The organism is Solirubrobacter ginsenosidimutans, from assembly GCF_027587205.1.
On the sequence record NZ_JAPDOD010000025.1, the window covers coordinates 17667 to 39619 of the forward strand.

The 21953-nt window shown below is 72.2% G+C and carries 17 protein-coding genes; 9 read left to right on the forward strand and 8 right to left on the reverse strand.

Translation table 11 applies throughout. The features are described 5' to 3' along the window. Positions 1–10 precede the first annotated feature (10 nt). From OM076_RS24375 to OM076_RS24385, 3 genes are read right to left on the reverse strand one after another with little or no spacing between them, the layout of a single operon-like run. A complete protein-coding gene (locus OM076_RS24375; protein ID WP_270042697.1) occupies positions 11–430 on the reverse strand; it encodes a DUF3830 family protein in 420 nt (139 codons plus the stop codon). A 13-nt stretch (positions 431–443) separates the two neighbouring features. Next, the gene (allB, locus tag OM076_RS24380) at positions 444–1745 is read right to left on the reverse strand and encodes an allantoinase AllB (RefSeq protein ID WP_270042698.1); all 1302 of its coding nucleotides are present in this window, start codon (positions 1743–1745) and stop codon (positions 444–446) included. Continuing rightward, entirely contained in the window at positions 1733–2914 is a 1182-nt protein-coding gene (locus tag OM076_RS24385; protein WP_270042699.1) for a M20 family metallo-hydrolase, read from the reverse strand. Before OM076_RS24385 ends, allB begins: the two co-directional genes overlap by 13 nt. A 77-nt stretch (positions 2915–2991) precedes the next feature. On the opposite strand from OM076_RS24385, the gene OM076_RS24390 reads away from it, so the two are divergent. Further along, positions 2992–4308 carry a hypothetical protein gene (locus OM076_RS24390; protein ID WP_270042700.1) on the forward strand — a complete coding sequence of 439 codons (1317 nt, stop codon included), beginning with the start codon at positions 2992–2994 and terminating at the stop codon, positions 4306–4308. On the opposite strand, the gene pyk is transcribed toward OM076_RS24390, so the two are convergent. Then, positions 4305–5693 carry a pyruvate kinase gene (gene pyk, locus OM076_RS24395; protein ID WP_270042701.1) on the reverse strand — a complete coding sequence of 463 codons (1389 nt, stop codon included), beginning with the start codon at positions 5691–5693 and terminating at the stop codon, positions 4305–4307. The genes OM076_RS24390 and pyk overlap by 4 nt on opposite strands. A 92-nt stretch (positions 5694–5785) precedes the next feature. Here pyk and OM076_RS24400 point away from each other — a divergent pair, with 92 nt between their 5' ends. Continuing rightward, positions 5786–7237 carry a PQQ-dependent sugar dehydrogenase gene (locus OM076_RS24400; RefSeq protein WP_270042702.1) on the forward strand — a complete coding sequence of 484 codons (1452 nt, stop codon included), beginning with the start codon at positions 5786–5788 and terminating at the stop codon, positions 7235–7237. Positions 7238–7339: 102 nt separating this feature from the next. After that, positions 7340–9859, forward strand: a complete 2520-nt coding sequence (locus OM076_RS24405) for an ATP-binding protein (RefSeq protein WP_270042703.1) — start codon at positions 7340–7342, stop codon at positions 9857–9859. On the opposite strand, the gene OM076_RS24410 is transcribed toward OM076_RS24405, so the two are convergent. Next, complete coding sequence (locus OM076_RS24410; protein ID WP_270042704.1) at positions 9856–11166, reverse strand: cellulase family glycosylhydrolase; 1311 nt, start codon at positions 11164–11166, stop codon at positions 9856–9858. The genes OM076_RS24405 and OM076_RS24410 overlap by 4 nt on opposite strands. 4 nt (positions 11167–11170) lie before the next feature. Then, complete coding sequence (locus OM076_RS24415) at positions 11171–11590, reverse strand: hypothetical protein (RefSeq protein WP_270042705.1); 420 nt, start codon at positions 11588–11590, stop codon at positions 11171–11173. A 143-nt stretch (positions 11591–11733) separates the two neighbouring features. On the opposite strand from OM076_RS24415, the gene OM076_RS24420 reads away from it, so the two are divergent. From OM076_RS24420 to OM076_RS24440, 5 genes are all read left to right on the forward strand, one after another. Then, positions 11734–13521, forward strand: coding sequence for a sialidase family protein (locus OM076_RS24420; protein WP_270042706.1), 1788 nt, complete (start codon positions 11734–11736; stop codon positions 13519–13521). A gap of 10 nt (positions 13522–13531) precedes the next feature. Next, positions 13532–15520, forward strand: coding sequence for an NAD-dependent DNA ligase LigA (gene ligA / locus OM076_RS24425; RefSeq protein ID WP_270042707.1), 1989 nt, complete (start codon positions 13532–13534; stop codon positions 15518–15520). A gap of 10 nt (positions 15521–15530) precedes the next feature. Then, on the forward strand, positions 15531–16184 hold the full coding sequence (locus OM076_RS24430; protein ID WP_270042708.1) for a response regulator transcription factor: 654 nt from the start codon (positions 15531–15533) through the stop codon (positions 16182–16184). A gap of 104 nt (positions 16185–16288) precedes the next feature. Continuing rightward, positions 16289–17038 (forward strand): ABC transporter ATP-binding protein, encoded by a 750-nt coding sequence (locus tag OM076_RS24435; RefSeq protein WP_270042709.1) that lies wholly within the window; start codon positions 16289–16291, stop codon positions 17036–17038. After that, positions 17035–19551 (forward strand): ABC transporter permease, encoded by a 2517-nt coding sequence (locus tag OM076_RS24440; protein WP_270042710.1) that lies wholly within the window; start codon positions 17035–17037, stop codon positions 19549–19551. Before OM076_RS24435 ends, OM076_RS24440 begins: the two co-directional genes overlap by 4 nt. A 322-nt stretch (positions 19552–19873) precedes the next feature. On the opposite strand, the gene OM076_RS24445 is transcribed toward OM076_RS24440, so the two are convergent. Next, positions 19874–20170, reverse strand: coding sequence for a hypothetical protein (locus OM076_RS24445; protein WP_270042711.1), 297 nt, complete (start codon positions 20168–20170; stop codon positions 19874–19876). Between OM076_RS24445 and OM076_RS24450 the strand changes: the two genes are divergently transcribed. Next, on the forward strand, positions 20169–21047 hold the full coding sequence (locus tag OM076_RS24450; RefSeq protein ID WP_270042712.1) for a hypothetical protein: 879 nt from the start codon (positions 20169–20171) through the stop codon (positions 21045–21047). The two genes, OM076_RS24445 and OM076_RS24450, sit on opposite strands and share 2 nt — an antisense overlap. A 1-nt stretch (position 21048) precedes the next feature. Here OM076_RS24450 and pucL read toward each other — a convergent pair whose 3' ends face one another. Continuing rightward, positions 21049–21891, reverse strand: coding sequence for a factor-independent urate hydroxylase (pucL, locus tag OM076_RS24455; protein WP_270042713.1), 843 nt, complete (start codon positions 21889–21891; stop codon positions 21049–21051). Positions 21892–21953: the final 62 nt, after the last annotated feature.

Here is a 21953-nt window from a genome sequence, read left to right on the forward strand (position 1 = left end):
ACCGATTCCACTATGTGGACTCCCGGTCGAACACGATGTCCAACGCGCCCTTCCACAGTACGTGCTCACCCAGGGGCCGCAACTGGTCAACGCCCTCGACGATGGTCAAGAAGTGGTTACCGGCGAGTTGGCCGACGATCGACGCGAACAGCGTCCCGCCGTAGGGGAAGAGGATCTCGGTCTCGCTCAGCCCGCCGGGATACCAGAGCACCTGGCCGGGGGCGGGGTGACTCGTCGCGTTCTCCGGCTTGCCATCCAGGCCGATGTCGAAGTCGCCGAGCGGGATCCACGCCGACTCGCCGCTCCAGCGGACGTGGATGATCTTGGAGTGAAACGGCAGCAGGCGCTCGAACGCCGCGACGGTCTTCGGCGCCTTCTCGGTCTCCAGCACGCCCTTGAACGAGAACGGGCCGGCGGTGACGGTCAGCATGGCGGCGATCCTTTCAGAGCGAGGGCGTCAGCAGGCGCGGCGCGGCCTTCGGCTCCGGCCAGGCCTCGGCGCCGCGCAGCAGCGTGCGGGTGACGCGGGCGCGCAGGCGGCGCCCGAGCCAGGGGGAGAGCTTGTGGCGGTACTGGAGGTCGTCGGCGCTCAACCGGAACTTGGCGCCGAGGTCGACCAGCGCCAGGTCGGCGTCCGCACCCACCTCGATCCGGCCCTTGCGCGGCATGCCGAAGCGGCGCGCGGCGCCGCCGGAGACCAGCCGCGCCACCTGCTCCAATGCGAGGCCATCGCGCTCGCTGAGCAGCAGCGTGAGCGTGGTCTGGCAGCCGGCGATCCCGCCCCAGGCGCCGGCGAAGTCGCCGGCCTTCAGCTCTGGGGACGAGGGCGAGTGGTCGGAGGTGAGCATGTCCACCGCGCCGGACTTCACGAGCTGCCACAGCTTCGAGCGCTCGGCGTCCGGCCGCACCGGCGGCGCGCACTTGGCGACCGCGCCGAGCGTCTCCACGTCGTCCTGGCTGAGCCACAGGTAGTGCGGGCAGGTCTCGCAGGTCACGTCGACGCCCCGCGTGCGCGCCTCAGCCACCAGCGCGACGCCGCGCGCGCTGGAGACGTGGACGATGTGCAACGCGCAGCCGGTGTCCTCGGCGAAGGCGATCGCGCGGCCGATCGCCTCGACCTCGGCGACGATCGGCCGCGACGCCATGAACGCCCTGGCGCTTGAACCGCTCGGCCGCGCCGTCAGCGCCTCGTTCTCGGCGTGCACGGCGACGAGCTTGCCCAGCCGCGCGCACTCGGCCATGCCCTCGTAGAGCGTGACGTCGTCGGCGCGCGCGAACTCGTCGATCCCGCTGTTGGACATGAAGGCCTTGAAGCCGACGGCGCCGCGCTCGGCGAGGTCCGCGAGGTGCTCGACGTTGCCGGGCACGAGGCCGCCCCAGAAGCCGTAGTCCACACGGGCGCTCGCGCGGGCGGCCTGCAGCTTGGCGTCGAACGCCGCACCGTCGATCACGGGCGGCGACGAGTTCAGCGGCATGTCGAAGAACGCCGTGAACCCGCCCGCCGCGAGCGCGGCCGTGCCGGTCTGGAGCCCTTCCCAGTGGGTGCGGCCGGGTTCGTTGAAGTGCACGTGCGGGTCCAGGCCGCCGGGGAACACGTGCAGCCCAGCGGCGTCCAGTTCCTCACGCGCGCCGCCCGCCAGTTCTCGCTCGACCGCCGCGATCGCGCCGTCGAGCACGCCCACGTCGGCGGTCGTCACTCCCGACGGCGTCACGACCGTCCCGCCCCGCACGATCAGGTCGAACATGACGCCCTGACGAAGTGGGTTGCCGCTTCGATCGCCATCGCCACATCGTCCACGGAGACCGACTCGTCGGGGTGATGGCTGATCCCGCCGGCGCAGCGCACGAAGAGCATCGCGGTGTCGGTGACGCGCGCCATCGTGACCGTGTCATGCCCGGCGCCGCTCGGCAGGCGGCGCGCGCGCAGACCCGTCGCCTCGACGGCCGCCGCGACCTGCTCGACGAGCGCGGGCGTGCACAGGGTCGCCGGCTGGTGGGAGATCGTCGACCAGGTGACCGGGACGGCGCGGCGCTGGGTGATCTCCTCGGTCTCCGCGCGCAGGCGGGCGACGGCGTCCTCGCGCACGCCGTCGTCCTGATGGCGGATGTCGAGCGTGACGTCCGCGCGGCCCGGGATCACGTTGACCGCGCCGCGGGGGACCTTGAACTCGCCGACGGTCGCGACCAGACCGGGTTCGTCGAGCGCGATCCGCTCGGCGGCGAGCACGAACTCGGCGGCCGCGGCGGCGGCGTCGCGGCGCAGGTGCATCGGCGTCGTCCCGGCGTGGCCGGCGTGACCGTTGAACGCGAGGTTGAAGCGGCTCTGCCCCGCGATTGCGGTCACGACGCCGAGCGCCAGGCCTTCGGCCTCGAGCACCGGACCCTGTTCGATGTGGACCTCGAAGTACGCCTCGGTGCGCGGGTCATACAGCGGCGGACCGGGCTCGTCAGTGATGGCTTCGCGCAGGGTGATGCCGTTGGTGTCACGCAGCGCCAGTTCCTGCGGCGTCAGCTCCCCCACGAAGCTGCGGCTGCCGAGGTAGATGCTCTGGAAGCGCAGCCCGTCCTCGTCGGCGAAGGCGACCACCTCGATCGGGAGGTCCGTCGCCGCGGCGACCTCGAGACCGATCAGGATGCCGAGGATGCCGTCGTAGCGTCCGGCGTCGGCCACCGAGTCCAGGTGCGAGCCGATGACCAACCGCGCATTCCCGCGGCGCCCCGCGAGGTTCCCGATCGCGTCGACGCGGGTCTCCAGGCCCGCGGCCTGCATCCACTCGCGCACCCGCGCCCGCGCGCCGGCCATCGCCCGCGTGGCGAGCGGGCGCGTGATCTGGCCGGGCTCCTCCGTGTAGGTCGCGAGCTCGTCGGCGCGCGCCAGGACACGTCGTGCGGCTTGCTCGAAGGAGGACGGCACGGCCGACAGCCTATGAGCCTGAGCCAACGAGTAGGACACCGGACGGCTGAACCGTGTTAGCTCCACGGATGCGGATCGTGCTCATTCTGCTCTCCTTTCTGCTCGCCGTGCCCGCGGCCGCGGAAGCCTCCTCGGTGGCCTACATCGAGAACGGAGAGGTCTGGGTGTCGTCGTTGGACGGGGCCGCGAAGGCGCGACTGGCCGCGCCCGTGGTCAACTCGGCCGGCGAGACCGAGAAGTGGCTGGCCGTGGCCGCCTCCGACCGCGGGCGGATCGTCGCCGTCCGCAACTTCCCGGGTCGCAACGCGGGGTTCTCGTGGTTCAAGGTCTGGGAGCCGGACGGGACGTCGACGGTCGAGGGCCCGCTGAACTATCCCGGCGGCTGGGCGGTCGTCGTCTATCCGCTCGGCTTCGACGTCACCCCCGACGGGGCGCACATGGTCTACGGGTACTCCAACAGCGGCTTCTGCTGCCCGATCAGCTATGGCCGCGGAACGTACGTGCGCCCGGTGAGCAGCAGCCCGCTGCCGCCGATCAGCATCTCCGGTCAGGAGGAGCCGAGCCTGTTCGGCACCCGCGTGATCGCCCGCTCCGACAGCACGACGATCACCGTCCAGGATCCCGCGACGACGTACGGCGACGACTTCGAGCCGTGGCTGGACGTCTCCGCGACGGGGCTCGAGGTGCGCCGGACGGACATCGCCGCCAGCGGCAACGTCGCCGCGCTCGAGGGCGAGCGGTGGCAGGGCGGGACGCAGACGGTCGGCAAGATCGCCGTGCTCTCGATCAACGGCTTCGACCAGGGGCCCACCGGGGCGGTGGACTGCTTCCTGCCGTCGACGGGCCTCGCCAAAGACGTCTCGCTCTCCCAGGACGGGCGCTCTGTCGCGTGGACCGACGGCGGGGGCCTGAAGGTCGCCGGCACCCCCACGTCGGCGAACGACCCGTGCGACCTGACGTCACCGCCGGTCGTGATCGCCGCGGGCGGGACGAGCGCCTCGATCGGCGGCGGCGATGTGACCCCGTTCCTCCCGCCCGCGCCGGCCCCGCCGGTGACCGCCCCGGCATCCGCGCCGGCGCAGGGCGGCATGGCGCCCCCGATGACGATCTCCCAGCCGGCGCTCGCGCTACCGGCGAAGGTGACCGCGAAGGCCCTGAAGGCGGGTCTGCCGCTGAAGGTCACCGTGGGCGCGGCGGGCAAGGTCACCGTGGTCATGACCGTCGGCGGCAAGAAGGTCGGCGGCGGCTCCGCCACCGCGACGCGCGCCGGTCAGGTCACGGTCAAGGTCAAGCTCACCAAGGCCGGGCGCAAGCTGGCCCGCAAGGGCAAGAAGCTGACGATCAAGGTGACGCAAGCCGGCCGCACCGTGACCAAGACCGTCAAGCTTCGTTAGGGAATCTCCCGCACCATCACGAGGTTGGTCGCGCCGGGTGTGCCGGTGCGGCGGCCCGCGGTCAGGACCACCCGCGCGCCCGTCTCGAGCCCCGCGAAGTCCCGCGCCGTGACCAGCGCGAGGTCGATCATCTCGTCCACGGTGACCGCCGTGGGCATGTCGGTCGGGTAGACGCCCCACTCGAGCGTGAGCTGGTTCGCGACGCCCGGCTGGTGGGCGAGGGCGATGATCGGGCAGCGCTTGCGGTACTTCGCGCACGCCCGCGCCGCCCCGCCGGTGGAGGACGGCACGATCAGCGCCGCCGCGCTGAGCTGCTCGGCCAGCTCGACCGCCGAGCGCATGATCGCCTCGCCGACGGTGTCCGGCACGGTCTTGCGGGCGCGGCCATGGATCGCCGGCGCCTCCTCCGCGGCCGACGCGATCTCCGCCATCGCCATCACCGACTCGACCGGGTAGGTGCCGACGCTCGTCTCGGCCGAGAGCATCACGGCCGACGTGCCGTCGATCACGGCGTTGGCGACGTCGGTCGCCTCGGCGCGCGTCGGCTCGGAGTTCTGGATCATCGACTCGAGCATCTGGGTCGCGGTGATCACGAACTTGCCGGCCTGGGTGGCGCGGCGGATCGTGTCCTTCTGCATCAGCGGCACCCGCGCCACGCCCGCCTCGACGCCGTAGTCGCCGCGCGCGACCATCAGGCCGTCGGAGACGGCGATGATGTCGTCGAGCGCCTCGTAGGCCTCGATCTTCTCGATCTTGGCGATCAGCTTGGCCGCGCTGCCCAGCTCGAGCGCGAGCGAGCGCAGCTGCTCGATGTCCCCGGCGGAGCGCACGAACGAGAGCGCGATGAAGTCCGCGCCGAGCTCGGCCGCCAGCCCGAGGTCGGCGACGTCCTTCTCGGTGATCGCGGGCAGCTCGGGCCGCGCGTAGGTCACGTTGATGCCCTTGCGGGCGGACAGCGGGCCGGGGGAGACGCACGTCGTGACGACGTTGGGACCGTCGACCCGCACGACGGCGAACCGCGGCACGCCGTCGCCGATCACCACCTGCGAGCGCTCGGTGACCAGCGCGGGGAACTTGTCGAAATCGACGACGACGCCGTCCGGGCCGAAGACGACCTCCTCGCCGGCCTTCACGGCGCGCGGCTCGGTCGCCGCGGACAGGCGCAGCTTCGGCCCCTGGAGATCGAACAGCAGCCCGATCGCCCGCCCCGCTCGCTCACCCACCGCGCGCACCTCGGCCGCGCGGCGGCGCAGATCCTCAGGCCCACCGTGCGAGCAGTTCAGGCGCGCGCAGTCCAGACCGGCGGCCACCAACCGGTCGAGCACGCCATCGGCATCGGTGGCTGGGCCAAGGGTGGCCACGATCTTCGTCCGGCGCTCGAGCATGCGCCTGAGTTTTGCATCGAACCGCGGCGCAAGGTCTTGCGTAGGCACACATGGGGGGTCTCTGAACAACTCGGGAGGTAGGGATGAGAGCAGTGGTCTCAGCCACGGCAGTAGCCGGGGCGCTGGTGTTCGCGGGGCAAGCGGTGGCGCAGACGCCGCCGGCTTCGGTGGTCGATCCGAAGCTCGAAGTGCGGACGGTCGTGTCGGGGCTCACGCAACCCGTCCAGCTGGAGTTCCTCAAGGACCACGACTTCCTGGTGCTGGAGAAGTCGACCGGCCAGGTCAAACGCATCAAGAACGGCGCGGCGCCTGAGGTCGTGCTCGACCTCGCGGTCAACTCCGCGTCCGAGCGCGGGCTGCTCGGGATCGCACTGGACCAGAGCTTCAAGGTCAACGGCTTCGTCTACCTGTTCTGGAGCGAGAGCACGACGGGCGCCGACAGCACCGCGCTGGACACCGTGCCGTTGCTCGGCAATCGCCTGGACCGCTTCATCTGGAACGGCAGCACGCTGACCTACGACAAGACGCTGCACCGCCAGCGCGCCTACCAGGCCGACGAGGGCCAGCCGCTGCGCGCCAACCACAACGGCGGTGTCCTGCGCGTCGGTCCCGACGGCAAGATCTACCTGATCGCGGGCGACCGCGGCCGCCGCGGCCAGCTGCAGAACCTGTTCGACGGCCCGTTCGGCGAGGGCATCCCGGACGATCAGTTCGGCGGGCCGGACCCGGTCAACGACCACCTCACCGGCGTGATCCTGCGCCTGAATCCGGATGGCACGGCGCCGCGCGACAACCCGTTCTACCGGGTCGGCGCCGAGCGCGGCGGCCAGGTCGGCGCGAACCTCAAGAAGATCTACGCCTACGGGATTCGCAACTCGTTCGGCATGGCGTTCGACCCGTTCAGCGGGGACCTGTGGGAGCAGGAGAACGGCGACGACTCGTTCAGCGAGATCAACCGCGCCGAGCCGGGCTTCAACTCCGGATGGGTGCAGGTGATGGGCCCACTGGAGCGCGTCGCCGAGTTCAAGGCGATCGAGACGACCCGCGTGCCCAACCCGCCCGATCCGAACGCGCCCGCCGGCTACTACGGCCTCCAGCAGATCCGCTGGGACCCGATCAACATCGCCGACACGCCCTGGGAGGCCTACCAGCGCCTGTACAAGCTCCCCGGCTCGGAGTTCTCCGATCCCGAGATGGCCTGGAAGTACGAGGTCGCCCCCGGCGGCATCGACTTCCTCTCCACCAAGGAGCTGGGCAAGGACTACAAGGGTGACCTGTTCGTCGGCTCCGCCCGCGGCGCGCTGCGCAACGGCAACCTCTTCCGCCTGAAGATCTCCGACAACCGCAAGAAGGTCGAGGTCGACGACAAGCGCCTGAAGGACCGCGTCGCCGACAACCTGGGCAAGTACGAGATCACCGAGAGCGAGTCGCTGCTCTTCGGCGAGAACTTCGGCGTCACGCCGGATCTGCGCGAGAGCCCAGACGGCACGCTCTACGTCGTGTCCAACACGCAGGGCACGGTCTACGAGATCCGCCGGAAGTAGGCAGATCGGTCGCGTCCGGTCGTGGTCCCGCCACGACCGGACCGATCACATCCTGATCGCGCAACCTCTCCTGAGCAGGATCGTTGTGGTCATCAGATCCTCATGGCTGACCTGCTGCTGGAGCGCGCCGGGGAGCTGGCCGCGATCGAGAGGGCCATCCGCATGGCGCGTGCCGGCTGCTCGCGCCGGCTGCTGATCTCCGGACCGCCCGGCAGCGGGCGGACCACGCTGATGGACCGTACCCGAGCGCGCGCCCGCGCCGAGGGCCTGACGGTCCTCTCAGCGCGTGGGGAGGAGCGTGAGCGTCGCTTCGCCTTCGCGCTCGCTCGCCGGCTGCTCCCGTCCGACGCGTCGGCGGCCACCGGCTACGAGACGTCGCTCGAGCTCAACCGCGCGCTCGCGCGCCGGGCGCCGGTCCTGGTCGCGGTCGACGACATCGAGTTCTGCGACGCCGAGTCACTCGACTGGCTCGCGTTCGCGGCACGGCGGTTCGGCCGCGTCGGAGTCGCGATCGTGCTCGCCGGTGCGGCGACGCGATTCGAGGACGCCGTCGTGCTGCCCCTGCGGCCGTTCAGCGAGCGTGCCGTCGCCGCGCTGTTGCACGTCGCGCTCGGGCAGGTCGTCGACGCGGCCGCCGCGCGTGCCTGCCATCTCGCCACCGGCGGCCACCCGCTGCTGGTGTGCGAGGTCGCCGCGGCGACCGCCAACGGACGACACGGTGCGGAGGCGGTGCCTCCCGGCGTCGCTCGCTTCCTGCAGCGACGGCTGAGGTCGCTCCCGCGCGGCGCGCGCAGGTTGGCCCGCGCGATCGCCTTGCTCGGGCCCGCGGCGACGCTGCACGAGGCGGCGACGCTCGCCGGCCTCGGCCCGGACCACGCCGCGGCGGCCGCCGATCGTCTGCGCGTCGCCGGGCTGCTCGTGGGCGAGGATGCGCTGGCGATCGCGCCGCCGCTGCTCGCGCGAGCGCTCTATGACGACATCCCGCCCGCCCGCCGCGCCCTCTGGCACTCCCGCGCGGCGCGTGGAGCGGTGCGTCCGGCCCGAGTGATCCACCACCTGCTGCGCAGTGAGCCCTCGGCCGACGCATGGGTGGCCGAGACGCTCGCGTCCGCGGCGCGCCGCGCTCTCGAGCGGGGCCGGCCAGACGAAGCGGCAGCGCTCTTACGTCGTGCCGACCGTGAAGGCGCGGGTGACCGCGGAGCGCTGCTGACGGCGCTTGCCGAGGCCCAGCGGAGGCTCGCGAGCGACGACGAGATCGAGCAGCTGGAAGCCGCGCTGGAGCACGGCGCCCCGCGGGCCGCGACGACGAGCGCGCTCGCCCGCGCGCTCCTGACGCATGGGCGTGCGGCTGAAGCGCTCGCGCTCCGCGACGCCGACCCCGCCGAGCTGCACGCCGGCGCGCGCTTGATCCCGGGCCACGGCAGGTCGGCGGCGGCACGGCTGGCGGACGCCTCCGCACGAGAAGACCCGTCGCCTCGCGCGAGCGAGGGCCGCGCGCTGATGGCGTGCTGGGCCGCGGAGGCGGCGTGCACGGCCGCGAGTGCGCAGACCGCGGTCGCACTCGCCACCCGCGCACTGGCAGGCGACGCGCTCGACCCCGAATCCCCCGCCTACTTCTCGGCCTGCGCGGCGCTGACGTGGTCCGACGAGCTCGCGCTCGCCCGCCGGCACCTCGACCGGGCGCTGGCTCACGCGCGACGACTCGGGTCGCTGTGCGGACTCGCGCGGGCGGAGGCCGGGCTCGCGACCGTCGCGCTGCGGGCCGGCGAGTTGGAGGCCGCGGTCGAGCACGCGACGACCGCGCTCGGTTCCGGCGGCGAGACCGCCGTCGGCTTCCCGGCGCGTGCGGTCCTGGCCCTCACCATGCTCGAGCTCGACCGGCTCGACGAAGCGGCGGCGCTCTGCGACGCGAGCACGCCCGAGCTGCGTTACGCCCGCGGACGGCTGCGGATCGCCCGTCACGAGGCCCACGGTGCGCTCGACGACCTGCTCGAGGTCGGCCGCGAGCTGGCACGCGACGTCATCGCGGGCCCTGCGTTGATCCCCTGGCGCTCGGCTGCCGCCCTCGCCCAAGCGCCGGATGCCGAGGAGCTCGCCCGCTGCGAGCACGCACTCGCCACGCGCTTCGGCGCGCCGCGCGCGATCGGGCGCGCACTGCGAGCGCTCGCCACGGTCGGTCCGGTCGGCGAGCGCACCGACCGCTGCCTGGCGGCCGTCCAGGTGCTCGCGCCGAGCGAAGCCCGGCTCGAGTACGCGCACGCGCTGTGTGACCTGGGCGCGAGCCTGCGGCGCGAACGCGCACGCCGTGCGGCCCGCGAGCCGCTGCGCGAGGCGCTCGACCTGGCGGTGCGCTGCGGGGCCGTCGCGCTCGTACGGCGCGCCCGCGAGGAACTCCTCGCCAGCGGCGCACGCCCGCGCCGGCTCGCGCAATCCGGCCGCGACGCGCTGACGCCGGCTGAGCTGCGCGTCGCGCTGCTGGCGGCCCGCGGGCTCGCCAACCGCGAGATCGCCCGGACGCTCGTCGTGACCGTCAAGACCGTCGAGACCGAGCTCAGCCACACCTACGCCAAGCTCGGGATCCGCTCACGCCGCGAGCTCGCGGGCGTGCTCCAGCCGGGCTAGGGCTGCGGGCGCCAGGCGGCGCGTTGCATGGGCGCCGCGATGTACTCCGGCACCGCGCTCCATGCGGTCAGCGCGGGCCGGCCCGCCCCGCCTTGGCCCGCCGCCTCCAGCAGGCCGCTGTTGAAGTTGAGGTCGGCGTAGGTCGTGTATTGCGTGAGCATCCCGATGCCCGCGCCGGCACCCTTCGCATAGTGGTGGCGCGCGATGGCTTCCGCGAGCACCTGGCCCTGGTAGACCCGCTGCTCGTCGGCCGTCGCGTCACGCCCGCCGAGAGCAGGCCGGAAGCGCGTGATCATCGCGTTGATCCTGCAGCCGCCCTCGGTGGACCAGAGCTCAGGGCCGCCGTCGAGCCGGCGACCGGCCCACCCGCGCTCCGCCAGGACGCGCCGCAGATAGACGACGTGCTGCTGCTTGCGCTCGATGTCGGCATAGTTGTGGAACGACCAGATCCAGCGGTCATCGGCGACGAACCCGCGCTGGTCGAGCTGCCCCAGCAGCGACTCGACGAACGGGTCGGAGGAGGCGGCGTACGGGTTCCTGTGGGAGATCGTCGTGCTCCGCGGGACGTCGGCGGTGTCGCTGTCGGACGTCGACGGGGCGAGGAGCAGCGGGCCGGGATGTGCGCGCGCGATCGAGTCGACCGTGAGCATCATCTCCGCGACCGCGGGCGTGATCACGAGATGCGTACCCGCCGTGCCCCATCTGGCGCCGAGCTCGTCGGTCTCGACCGGGCTGCGCTGCGGCCAGATCTGCAGGTTCGGCTCGTTGACCACCTCGAACGCGGCCAGCTGGTCGGCATAGCGTTCCCACAGCCACGCGACGAAGCGGCCCCACTGACTGTCCGGCCCGAAACCGTCGGACGGCATCCGGTACTTGAAGTCCTTCCATGTCTGATTCGGACGGTCGCCCGCGAGGAAGGCGAGGTATTGCGCATACCGGGCGTGCCGGTCCCACGGCTCGAAGTCGTAGTCGCTCGGCCCGGGCGGAATGCCCTCCGTCCCGTTCGCCCAGCGCGGATAGCGATACGGCAGCATGATCAGCTTCAGGCCGTCCGCGACCGCGGCGTCGACCTGCGCGTCGAGCGACGCGAGCGAGTCGGCGGCCTGAATCCCGAATCCCGGAGCCTCGCCGGCGACCCGCTGCAGCGACGGCCAGTCGGCCCAGAGCCGGAGGTGGCTTGTCGTGGCCCGCAACGCCGGCCACCAGGCCGCCTGCCGGAGGCTGCGGTAGTCGTTGGCGACCATCGGGACGGGGGTGATGACCGCCGTCGGGGCGATGTCGATGCACTTGCGCAGATACGTGCTCATCAGCTCAGACCGTGAAGACGATGGTGTGGGTGTCCTCGGGCAGGTCGAACGCGAGCGCCGCGAGGGAGAGGGCATCGGGTTTGACGCGTCCGTCGAGATCCGCCAACGCCGCGTGGGCCTCGTGCGGAGGCAGCGACGACAGCGGTGCCAGGGCGTCGAGGACGGGATCCGCGTAGCGGCGCACCGACTCATCGGTGACGTATGCGTCGGCGAAGCCCGCGACGAGGTGCTCGCGCTGCCCGAGCGCATAGGCCGGGTCGGCGTCGATGGCGTCCAGCAGCGCGGCGTAGGTCGCGGCGCGGGCCGGCGTCAGCGCGACCGAGTCCGCGACGGCACCCCCGGGCAGCACGCCGAAACAGGCGAGCGCCACGGACGCGCCGCCGGTGCGGATCAGCAGCTGCCGGCGGGTGAGGGAACCAGGCACGCTGCGGAGTGTTCACGCGGCGAACACGATTCGCATCAGAGGTCGCCCCTGATCTTTGGCGGCAGCCCTTGCGGGGCGGCTCGGAGCGGGGTTACCGTGCGATCGCGGTCGCCGAGCGGCCGTCGAAGAGAAAGGACCGCGTCATGCCAGCGTCACCGGCTCGGGCCCCGCGGGGCCTGGTCTGGCGGCTTGCCGCGGGCGTTTCCACGTCCGCGCTGGTCGCCCTCACGCTCACGCCTTCGGCACCGGCCGCCGATCGCGAGCTGACCGTCAGCGCCGCGGCCACCGCGGCCTGGCAAGGGCGGGCCGCGCTCGCGTCGGCGCTGTTCGATCCCGCCACGCTGGCACCGTGCGGCGCGACCGACGCCGACGTGTGCGACACGACGCTCGTGCACGTGGACGGCTCCGGGACGCTCTCGCTGAGGACGGCGAGCGTCGACGCGGGCACGCCGGACGTCGATCTCTACGTCTATCGCAGCGACGCGTTCGGGGTGGCAGGGCAGCTCGCCGCGGTGTCCACCGGCGTGGGCGCCGACGAGACCGTCGATCTCCCGGCCGCGACTGGCAGCTACCTCGTGGCCGCGGTCTCCTTCGCCACCGGCGCGAGCGGGTTCGCGGGCACCGCGACGCTGGCGCCGCGCGCCGGCGTCGTGCCCGACGTCGACCGCCCGCGCGGGAGCCAGGAGAGCGTGGTGAGCGAGACGAACGCCGGTGCGGCGTCGCAGCCGGCGGTGGCGCTGCGGGGCGAGACGGTCGTCGCCGCCTACCGCGTGTTCGGCGATCCCGCGGTGTATTCCAGTCGCGTCGCCACCGCCGTGTCCTTCGATCGCGGCGAGCGCTGGCAGCGCCTCGGTGCGCTGTCGACGGGCGCGAATCCCTCGCTCGCGTTCTCCAGGCGCGACGCGCTCCTCGTCACTGACGAGGCAGCCGCGGTCGTGCTGCGCCGCTGGGCACGTCCCACCGCGCAGGACGCCGCGCGCGGCCGTACGTGGGCGCCGCCGGTCGCGCTCTCCGCGCCGCCGCCGGGCTCCGTCGACGAGCGACCGGTGCTCGCCGCCACAGGCCGCCGCGTGATCGCGTGTTGGGTGCGGACGGCCGACCTCGGCGCCTACACCCGCCAAGCGGTGCTGTGCCGGCGCTCTGACGACCGCGGCGTGACGTGGGACGAGGCGCAGCCGGTGACGCCCGCGACGGCCCCCGGCGTCCCCTACGGACCGTACGTCGGCGGCGTGGCGGTCGCGGCGCGCCGCGGCGTGTTCAGCGTCGCGTGGGTGGACACGCTCGCCGGGACGCTCGACGGCTCAGGCCTCGACGCGGCGTGGGTGGCGAGCGGTGCCCAACCGCCGGTGCGCGTGGCGCGTTTCAAGCCGCTCCCGGAGCACTTCCGCGGCGATGGGTTCCGCAACGTCGAGCTGCTCTCGCTCGCCAACGGGGGCTCCGGGCTCTACCTGGCCTACGCCGCCGACGTCGGCGGTCAGGCGGACATCCAGCTCGTGCGATCGTCCGCCGGCGACTGGGGCGAACCCGTCAGCGTCGGCGCCGAGCCGGGCGGCGCCGACCAGTTCCAGCCGAGCGTGGCGGTCGACGGACGTCGCGTCCACGTCTTCTTCCTCGATCGCCGGCTCGATCCGTCCGGCACGTTCGCCGACGAATGGCTGGCGTCCTCGGACGACGGCGGAGACACCTGGGAGCAGCGACGGTTGTCGCATGACTCGTGGGACCCCGCGATCGGCGCGCCGCGCTCGCCCACGGGCGACCTCCTCGGCGATCACCAGGCGCTGGCCGCGGACCGCTGCGGGCCGATCGTGCTCGCCGCGGACTCGCACCGGGCGAACTCGCCGCTGCGCGACCGCGATTTCGACAAGGGGCGGCGCGTCTCGCCGCTGCCCCAGCTGTTCGCGTGGGCGCTGGATGACCGGTGGTGTGCGTAGCGTTAGGGGCGTGAGCGCCAAGGACCGGATTCAAGACCTCGCCGACCAGATCACCGCACTGCGCGACTCCTACTACCGCGGCTCGCCCTCGGTGGCGGACGCCGAGTACGACGCGATCGAGGACGAGCTGCGCGCGCTGATCGACGCCAACCCGGAGCTCGCGCCCGATCCCAACCCGCTCGAGCAGGTCGGCGCGCCGTCGGTGCTGCACGCGCCGATCCGGCACTCGCGGCCGATGCTCTCGCTCGAGAAGGCGACCAAGCCCGAGCAGGTCGAGGCCTTCTTCGACCGCTTCCCCGGCCAGCCGGTGGTGGTGATGCCCAAGCTCGACGGGCTGTCGCTGGCGCTCGTCTACGAGGGCGGGCGGCTGGCGCGGGCGATCACCCGCGGGGACGGGACGACCGGCGACGACGTGACGATGCTCGTCCGCGCGCTCGCCGACGGCGTGCCGGAGCAGGTCGACGCTCCCGGACGGATCGAGGTGCGCGGCGAGGCCGTGATGCTGCGCTCGACCTTCCTCAAGTACAACGAGGCGCACCCCGACAAGCCGCTGATCAACCCGCGCAACGCCGCCGCGGGCACCGTCCGGGCCAAGGACCCGGAGGCGGTCAAGGAGCGCCGGCTGCACTTCTTCGCCTTCGACCTCGACGCCTCCGAGGGCGCCCACGCGGACCTCGAAGCCGGCCTGAAGACGCTCGGCTTCGACGCCGCCGACATGCGCCACACCGATGACGCCGCGGCGGCCCAGGAGGTCATCTCCACGATTGAGGCCGAACGCAACGAGCTCGACTACGACCTCGACGGCGCGGTGCTCCGGCTCGCCGACCGAGGCGCCTTCGCCGCCGCCGGCACCCGCGCGAACTCGCCCCGCGGCGCGCTCGCGTTCAAGTTCGCCGCGGAGGAGAAGACGACCGTGCTGGCCGACGTCGTCTGGGACGTCGGCAAGACGGGGAAGATCGCGCCGGTGGCGTGGCTCGAGCCGGTCTTCGTGGGCGGGACCACGGTCACGCGCGCGACGCTCGCCAACCAGGAGGTCATCCGCGCCCGCGGCATCAAGATCGGCGACACCGTGCTGGTGCGCCGCGCCGGCGACGTGATCCCGTTCGTCGCGGGCGTGCTCGACGCGTCCAAGCGCACCGGGGAGGAGCGGGAGATCGTCCCGCCGAGCGAGTGCCCGTCGTGCGGTCAGCCGCTGACCGAGCAGGGCAACAGCCGCGAGCTGTTCTGCACCAACGTCGCCTGCCCCGCCCAGACGGTGCGGCGGCTGATCCACTGGGCCAGCCGCGCAGCCGCCGACATCGAGGCCGTCGGCCCCGTCTGGATCGAGCGGCTGGCGGAGTCGGGGGACCTGGAGCGTCCGTCGGACTTCTACGACCTGACCAAGGAGCGCCTGCTCGAGTTCGAGCGCATCGGCGAGGTCTCGGCCGAGCGCATGGTCGAGTCGATCGAGGCGTCCAAGAACGTCGGGCTGCGGCGGGCGCTGATCGGGCTGGCGATCCCGATGGCCAGCGAAGGCACGGCCGCGCGCCTGTGCCGCTCCGGTTTCAACTCGCTGGAGGACGTCGCCGACGCGGGCGAGGAGAAGCTCGTCGCCGTCGAGGACATCGGGCCGAAGGTCGCCGCCTCGCTGACCGAGCACCTCACCCGCCTGCGGCCCGAGCTGGAGCGCCTGCGCGAGCGCGGCGTGTCGCTCGACGTGCGCGACGAGGACCTCCCGCCGGTCGTCGCCACCGACGCGCCGCTGGCCGGCAAGACCGTGGTCATCACCGGCTCGATCAGCGACCCGCGCTCCGGCGAGAAGGTCCCGCGCCCCACGTTCACGCGCCTCGTCGAGAAGGCCGGCGCGACCAGCGCGTCCTCGGTCTCGGCCAGCACCGACATGCTGATCACCGGCGCCGACGTCGGCGCGAGCAAACTGACCAAGGCGGAGAAGTTCGAGGTCGAGGTGGTCGATCAGGCCGTGATCTGGGAGCAGCTGATCGCCGCCGGGGTCGCGTAGAGTCGGCCGCATGCGCGTCGTGATCGCCGATGACAACCTGCTGATGCGCGAAGGCATCGCGTCGCTGCTACGGCGCGCGGACATCGAGGTCGTGGGGGAGGCGGGCGACGCCGAGGAGCTGCTCACGGTGGTGGACGAGCACGTGCCCGAGGTGGCGATCGTCGACGTCCGGATGCCGCCCACCCACACCGACGAGGGCCTGCGCGCGGCCAACGAGATCCGCGAGCGCCACCCGCGGATGGGGATCGTGATCCTCTCGCAGTCCGTCGAGGCGGGCACCGCGCTGAAGATCCTCGCCGAGCGCCCCGAGGGCCTCGGCTACCTCCTCAAGGACCGGGTGACGGACCTCGAGGACTTCGCGTCGACCCTGCGCCGGGTGGCCGAGGGCGGGTGTGCGCTGGATCCGCGGGTCGTCACGCAGCTGCTCGGCGCGCGCACCGACACCGGCCCGCTGGCCGCGCTGACCGACCGCGAGCGCGAGGTGCTCGCGCTCGTCGCCGAGGGCCGCTCGAACAAGGGCGTGGGGGAGTCGCTCGGCGTCAGCGAGCGCGCCGTGCAGAAGCACGTGACGTCGATCTTCGACAAGCTCGGGCTGCCGGCGGGCGAGAGCGACAACCGCCGGATCCTCGCGGTGCTGACGTACCTGCGGCCTAAACCGGCCTAAGCCGGGGGCGTTTCAGGAACCCCTGGACGCCAGCGAGCACCCTCACCGCGCGACGGGCTGGATGAGACCTTCACCTGGTCACCCGAACCAGGAGAGAACTCCCCATGACCGCCATCATCGCTCCCCCCGAAGCCGTCGTCAGCGCCCGCGACCTCGTCCGCCGCTACGGCGACGGCGACACCGCCGTGCACGCCCTGCGCGGCGTGTCCGTCGACATCGCGCGCGGCCGCCTGACCGCCGTCATGGGTCCGTCGGGCTCCGGCAAGTCGACGCTCATGCACATCCTCGCCGGCCTCGACTCGCCCACCAGCGGCGAGGTCTCGGTCGCCGGCGTGGACATCGGCGGTCTCGACGACACCGCGCTCACGCAGTTGCGACGCGACCACATCGGCTTCATCTTCCAGTTCTTCAACCTGCTCCCGATGCTCACCGCGGAGGAGAACATCGTGCTGCCGCTCAAGCTGGCGGGCTCCAAGCCCGACGCGGCGTGGGTGCAGCGGGTGGTCGACAGCGTCGGTCTCACCGCCCGCCTGAACCATCGCCCGAGCGAGCTCTCCGGCGGCCAGCAGCAGCGCGTCGCCGTGGCCCGCGCCCTCGTCTCGCGGCCGAGCGTGATGTTCGCCGACGAACCGACCGGCAACCTCGATTCCCGCACCAGCGGCGAGATCCTCGCCCTCCTGCGCGATGCCGTCGACATGCTCGGCCAGACGACCGTCATGGTCACCCATGACGCGCACGCCGCGGCGATCGCCGATCGCGTGCTGTTCCTCGCCGACGGCGACATCGTGCGCGACCTCGGCCCGTCCTCGGCCCACGAGATCCTCGCGACGCTGGAAGAGGTCAGCGGACGATGATCGCCGTCGCCCTCAAGGGTCTGGCGGGCCGCAAGGTCCGCGCGCTGCTCACGGCGCTCGCCGTGGTCATCGGCATCTCGATGGTCAGCGGCACCTACATCCTCACCGACACGATGCAGAAGTCCTTCGACGGACTCTTCACTGCCACCTACGACAAGACCGACGCCGTCATCTCGACCAAGGAGATCGTCAAGGACTCCACCTCTGGACACGTCACGATCCCCGCCGCCCTCCTGGGCAAGGTGCGCGACCTGCCCGAGGTCAAGGCCGCGTCCGGCAGCGTGACTCCGGACGAGACCGACGCGGCCGACATCATCGGCGGCAACGGCAAGAAGGTCGCCCGTGAAAGCGTGGGTGGCAGCGTCGACCTCGACCACCCCGAGTTCAGCCCGCTGCGGCTGAAGTCCGGCAAGTGGGCGCAGGGCCCGGACCAGGTCGTCGTCGACGCCGGGACGGTCTCCAAGCAGCACTACAAGCTCGGCGATCCGATCACCGTGTCGTCGTTCGGCGTCAAGCACACCTACCGGCTGACCGGCGTCGTGTCCTACGGCGACGTCGACTCGCTCGGCTTCGCCAGCATCGCCGCCTGGGACCTGGAGACCGCCCAGAAGGTGCTGCGGCGCGAAGACGGCTTCGACTCGATCTCGCTCGCGGCCGCCAAGGGCGTCACCGCGGCTGAGCTCGTGCGCGCCGTCAAGCCGCTCGTCCCCGCGACCCTGGAGGTCAAGGACTCGGAGAAGCAGGCGGCCGACGACGCCGACGAGCTCAACAGCTCGATGTCGATCCTGAAGTACTTCCTGCTCGGCTTCGGCGCGCTGTCGCTGCTCGTGGGCGCGTTCGTGATCTTCAACACCCTCTCGATCACGGTCGCCCAGCGGACGCGTGAGTTCGCCACGCTGCGCACGCTCGGCGGGTCGCGCAAGCAGGTCATGCGCTCGGTGATCGCCGAGGGCTTCGTCATCGGCCTGCTGGCCTCGGTGCTCGGCCTGCTGGCCGGGATCGGGCTCGCCAAGGGCCTGGTCGCGCTGTTCGCCGCGCTGGGCGTCGAGTTGCCCGAAGCGGCGACGGTCATCGCTCCGCGCACGATCATCCTCTCGATCGTGCTCGGCACGGTGGTCACCGTCGTGGCCAGCATCCTGCCGGCGCGGCGGGCGACCCGCGTGCCGCCGATCGCGGCGGTCCGCGAGGGAGCGACGCTCCCGCAGTCGAAGTTCGCCCCGCACGCGTTCAAGGCGGGTCTCGGCGTCGTCGCCCTGGCCACCGCCGCGGTGGCGGGCGGTCTGTTCGGCGGGTTGAGCGTGGGTGCCGGTGCGGGCCTGCTGGGCGGCGGCGTGCTGCTGCTGTTCGCCGGCATGGCGCTGCTCGCGCCGCGGCTCGTGGTCCCGCTGGCGCGATTCGTCGGTGGCCCGGCGCGTGCCCGCGGCGCCGCGGGTGAACTCGCCGGCGCCAACGCGGTCCGCAACCCGGGGCGCACCGCCTCGACCGCGGCCGCGCTGATGATCGGCATCACGCTCGTCACGCTCGTGGCGACGGTGGGCGGGAGCTTCGGCAAGTCCACCACGGCGGCGATCAAGGACGAGGTCCACGCGGACTACGTGCTCGACACGCCCGAGGGGCTGCCGTTCCGCGCCGACGGGGCGGACAAGGTCGCCGCCGTGGCGGGTGTGACGGGTGCGTCGCATGTGCGCTCCGACCGCGCTCTGGTGAACGGCAAGGAACGCACCGTGACGGGCGTCGACCCGGCGACGATCGGGCGCTTCTACCGCTTCAAGTGGCAGGCGGGGTCGCTCGCCAAGCTCGGCGACGACGGCGCGATCGTGTCGAACGGCTACGCGGACGAGCAGCACCTCGTGCTCGGCAAGTCGCTGGCGCTGACGCTGCCGACGGGCGAGAAGCGCACCCTCGTGGTGCGCGGCATCCACAAGGCGAAGACCGAGCTCATCGGCGACGTCACCATGACCGTCGCGGCGTTCGACAGCGGCTTCACGACGCCGAAGAACAGCCTCACGTTCCTGGCCGCGCCGAAGAGCGCCGGCGGCGCGATCAAGCGCGCGACCGCGGACATCGGCGGAGCGAAGTTCCACGTCGGTAGCGCGTTCGCCAAGGACTCGGCGGCGGGGATGGCCAGCATGCTGGCGATGCTCTACGTGCTGCTCGGCTTCTCGGTGCTCGTCAGCCTGTTCGGGATGGTCAACACGCTCGTGTTGTCCGTCTTCGAACGCACCCGCGAGATCGGGATGCTGCGGGCCATCGGCATGTCGCCGAAGCAGGCCCGCCGCATGATCCGCCACGAGAGCATCATCACCGCGCTGATCGGCGCGGCGCTCGGCCTCGGCCTCGGCACGGCTCTCGCCGCCCTGGTGATGTTCAAGTGGCACCTCGCGTTCGCGATCCCGTTCACGTCGCTGATCGGCTTCACGCTGGTCGCGGTGCTCGCGGGTGTCGCGGCCGCCGTCATGCCCGCCCGCCGGGCCTCGCGGCTGAATGTGTTGACCGCACTGCAGTACGAGTAAGCGCACGGCCCGTTTCGCGGGGTTCAGAGCGGGCACTCTGAACCCCGAGGCGCCGCATGCAGGGGTGCAGCGGCCCGAGACGGGAGGTAGTAGTGAAGGCCATTCAGCGCGGCCCGACCCGAGACGAGCTCGACGCTCGCGTTCGGGAGTTGCGGCTGCATTCGTGGCGACGCCGCTCGATCGCGGCGATCGCCACCGCGGCCCTGGCCGCAAGCACGATCGCCCCGGCGATCAGCATCGCCGAACCCGGCGGGTGGGGTCCGTCGGAGAGCTCGTCCGTGTCGTCGTCCAGCGACACGGCGAGCTCCGGCGAGACGTCGGGCTACGGGAGCTCGACGAGCGACTCGATCGGGTCCAGCTCGCCGAGCTCGCAGGAGTCCTCGTCGATCTCCTCGCCGAGCGACGCCGCCGACGCCGCCGGTCCCGCGAGCTCGTCCGGGTCGTCGGGCGAGCTGTCGGGCACCGGCAGCTCGACGGACACGTCGATCGGCTTCAGCTCGCCGTCCTCGCAGGAGTCCTCGTCGATCTCGTCGCCGTCGGACGCCGCGGACGCGGCACCGGCCACGACGACGTCCGCCTCGGACACGGCCACCGACTCAGGCCCGGCCGTCACGGCCATGGGCGACGTCGGCGGCCCGGCCGCGGACACGTCGACCCCGGCCGCCGAGCCGGCGATCGCCTCGCCGCAGGACGCCGCCGACGCGGCTCCCGCCGCGTGCAGCGACTCGGGTCCGGCCGTCACCGCCATGGGCGACGTTGGCGGCCCGGCCGCGGACACGTCGACGCCGTCGGCCGACACGGACACGACGACCGCCGACCCGCCCGCCGTGACTGCGATGGGCGACTACGCCGGGCCCGCGAGCGCGCCCGCCGAGACGTCCGACACGACCACCGAGCCGGCGACCACGACCGTCGCCGACGACGGGCCGACCTACACACCGATGGGCGACGTCGCCTCGCCCGGCGCCGAGAGCACCGTGCCCGCGGCGCAGCCCGAGGCGACCACGCCCGCGAGCGAGCCCGACGGTTTCACGACGAGCCTGACGGCGACGCTTGGCCTCGGCGCGACCGTGGGCTTCGCGCACGACAGCCAGTACACGTCGATCACGCTCGGCACCGCCGAGGGGACCGGGTTTTTCGGCTCAGCGGGGCAGGGCAAGGCTGCGCAGCAGACCACGCCCGGCGCCAGCGTCAAGGGCGGGCTCGGGTTCGTCAGCGGCGAGCTGAGGGTCGACCAGACCGGCATCACCGGCAAGGCCAACCTCAACATGCCGATCAACCCGGGGATCAACCAGACCGTCGATTCCTACTCGGCCAAGCTGAACCCGGACTTCACCGTCACGACCGCGCGGACGGAGGGCATGAGCTACGGCATGCAGGTCGGACTGGCCACGACCCAGACCGTGACGATCGCGATCCCGAACTCGGCGTTCGAGACGGTCGCGAACTGGCTCGGCCTGGGGCCGCAGTCCGCCAACCGCAGCGGCGGCTGGTGATTCAGACCAGCGGGTAGGGGTCCCAGACCGGACCCGGATCGGGGGCGCCGTCGCGGACGACGGCGCCTTCGATCAGCCCGTAGGGGCGATCGTCGGCGTGGAAGACCTCGTTGGGGTTCTCCAGACCGAAGGGCGACAGGTCGACGACGAAGTGGTGCTTGTTGGGCATCGACAGACGCACCTCGTGCACCGACCCGCACGCCGACAGCAGCGCCGAGCCCATCGCATAGAGCGTCTGCTGCAGCGAGAGCGAGTGATGCGCCGCGAACGTGTCGAGCAGCGCGCCCCGCGCGTCCTCGAACGACGCGCTCCCGTCATGGCGCCAGCGCGCGGAGACCGCCGTGGCCAGCACGCGGTCGGTCGTCTCGGTCAACGTGGTGTAGCGGTCGCGCGGGAAGCCGTGGAACTCCGAATCGGTGGTCTTCAGAAGGACGAGCTCGGACACGCCCGACACGAACCAGGCGTCCGCGCCCGAGGCGATCACCGTCGCGACCCGCTGCTCGCGCGAAGATTGCACGAACGCGTGATCGCCCAAACGTGCCCACCCGACCTCGACCACCTGCACCCGCGCCCGGGTGATCGCACCATCCAGGAAGTGCCGCGCCAGCAGCAGTGCGAACTCCTCTGGCGTCCCCACGCCATGCTCCTTCGCGAACGCGTAGACCGTGTTCTTCTGCGTGTCCGTGGCCAGCACGGCGGAGTTGTCCCCGCGCAGGTGGACGTCGTCCAGGTTCCCCGACAGCGCCACCGAGACAAGTAGATCCCGCAGTTCGTGCACGTCGCCGTCACGCACCACGCGGACAAGATGGGTCTCCGCCTTGCCGTACTGATTCACCCCGAGCATGCCGGGATGATGCCGTACGATGTCATTTCGTATCATGGAACGGGTTTTCCACAACGCCCGGC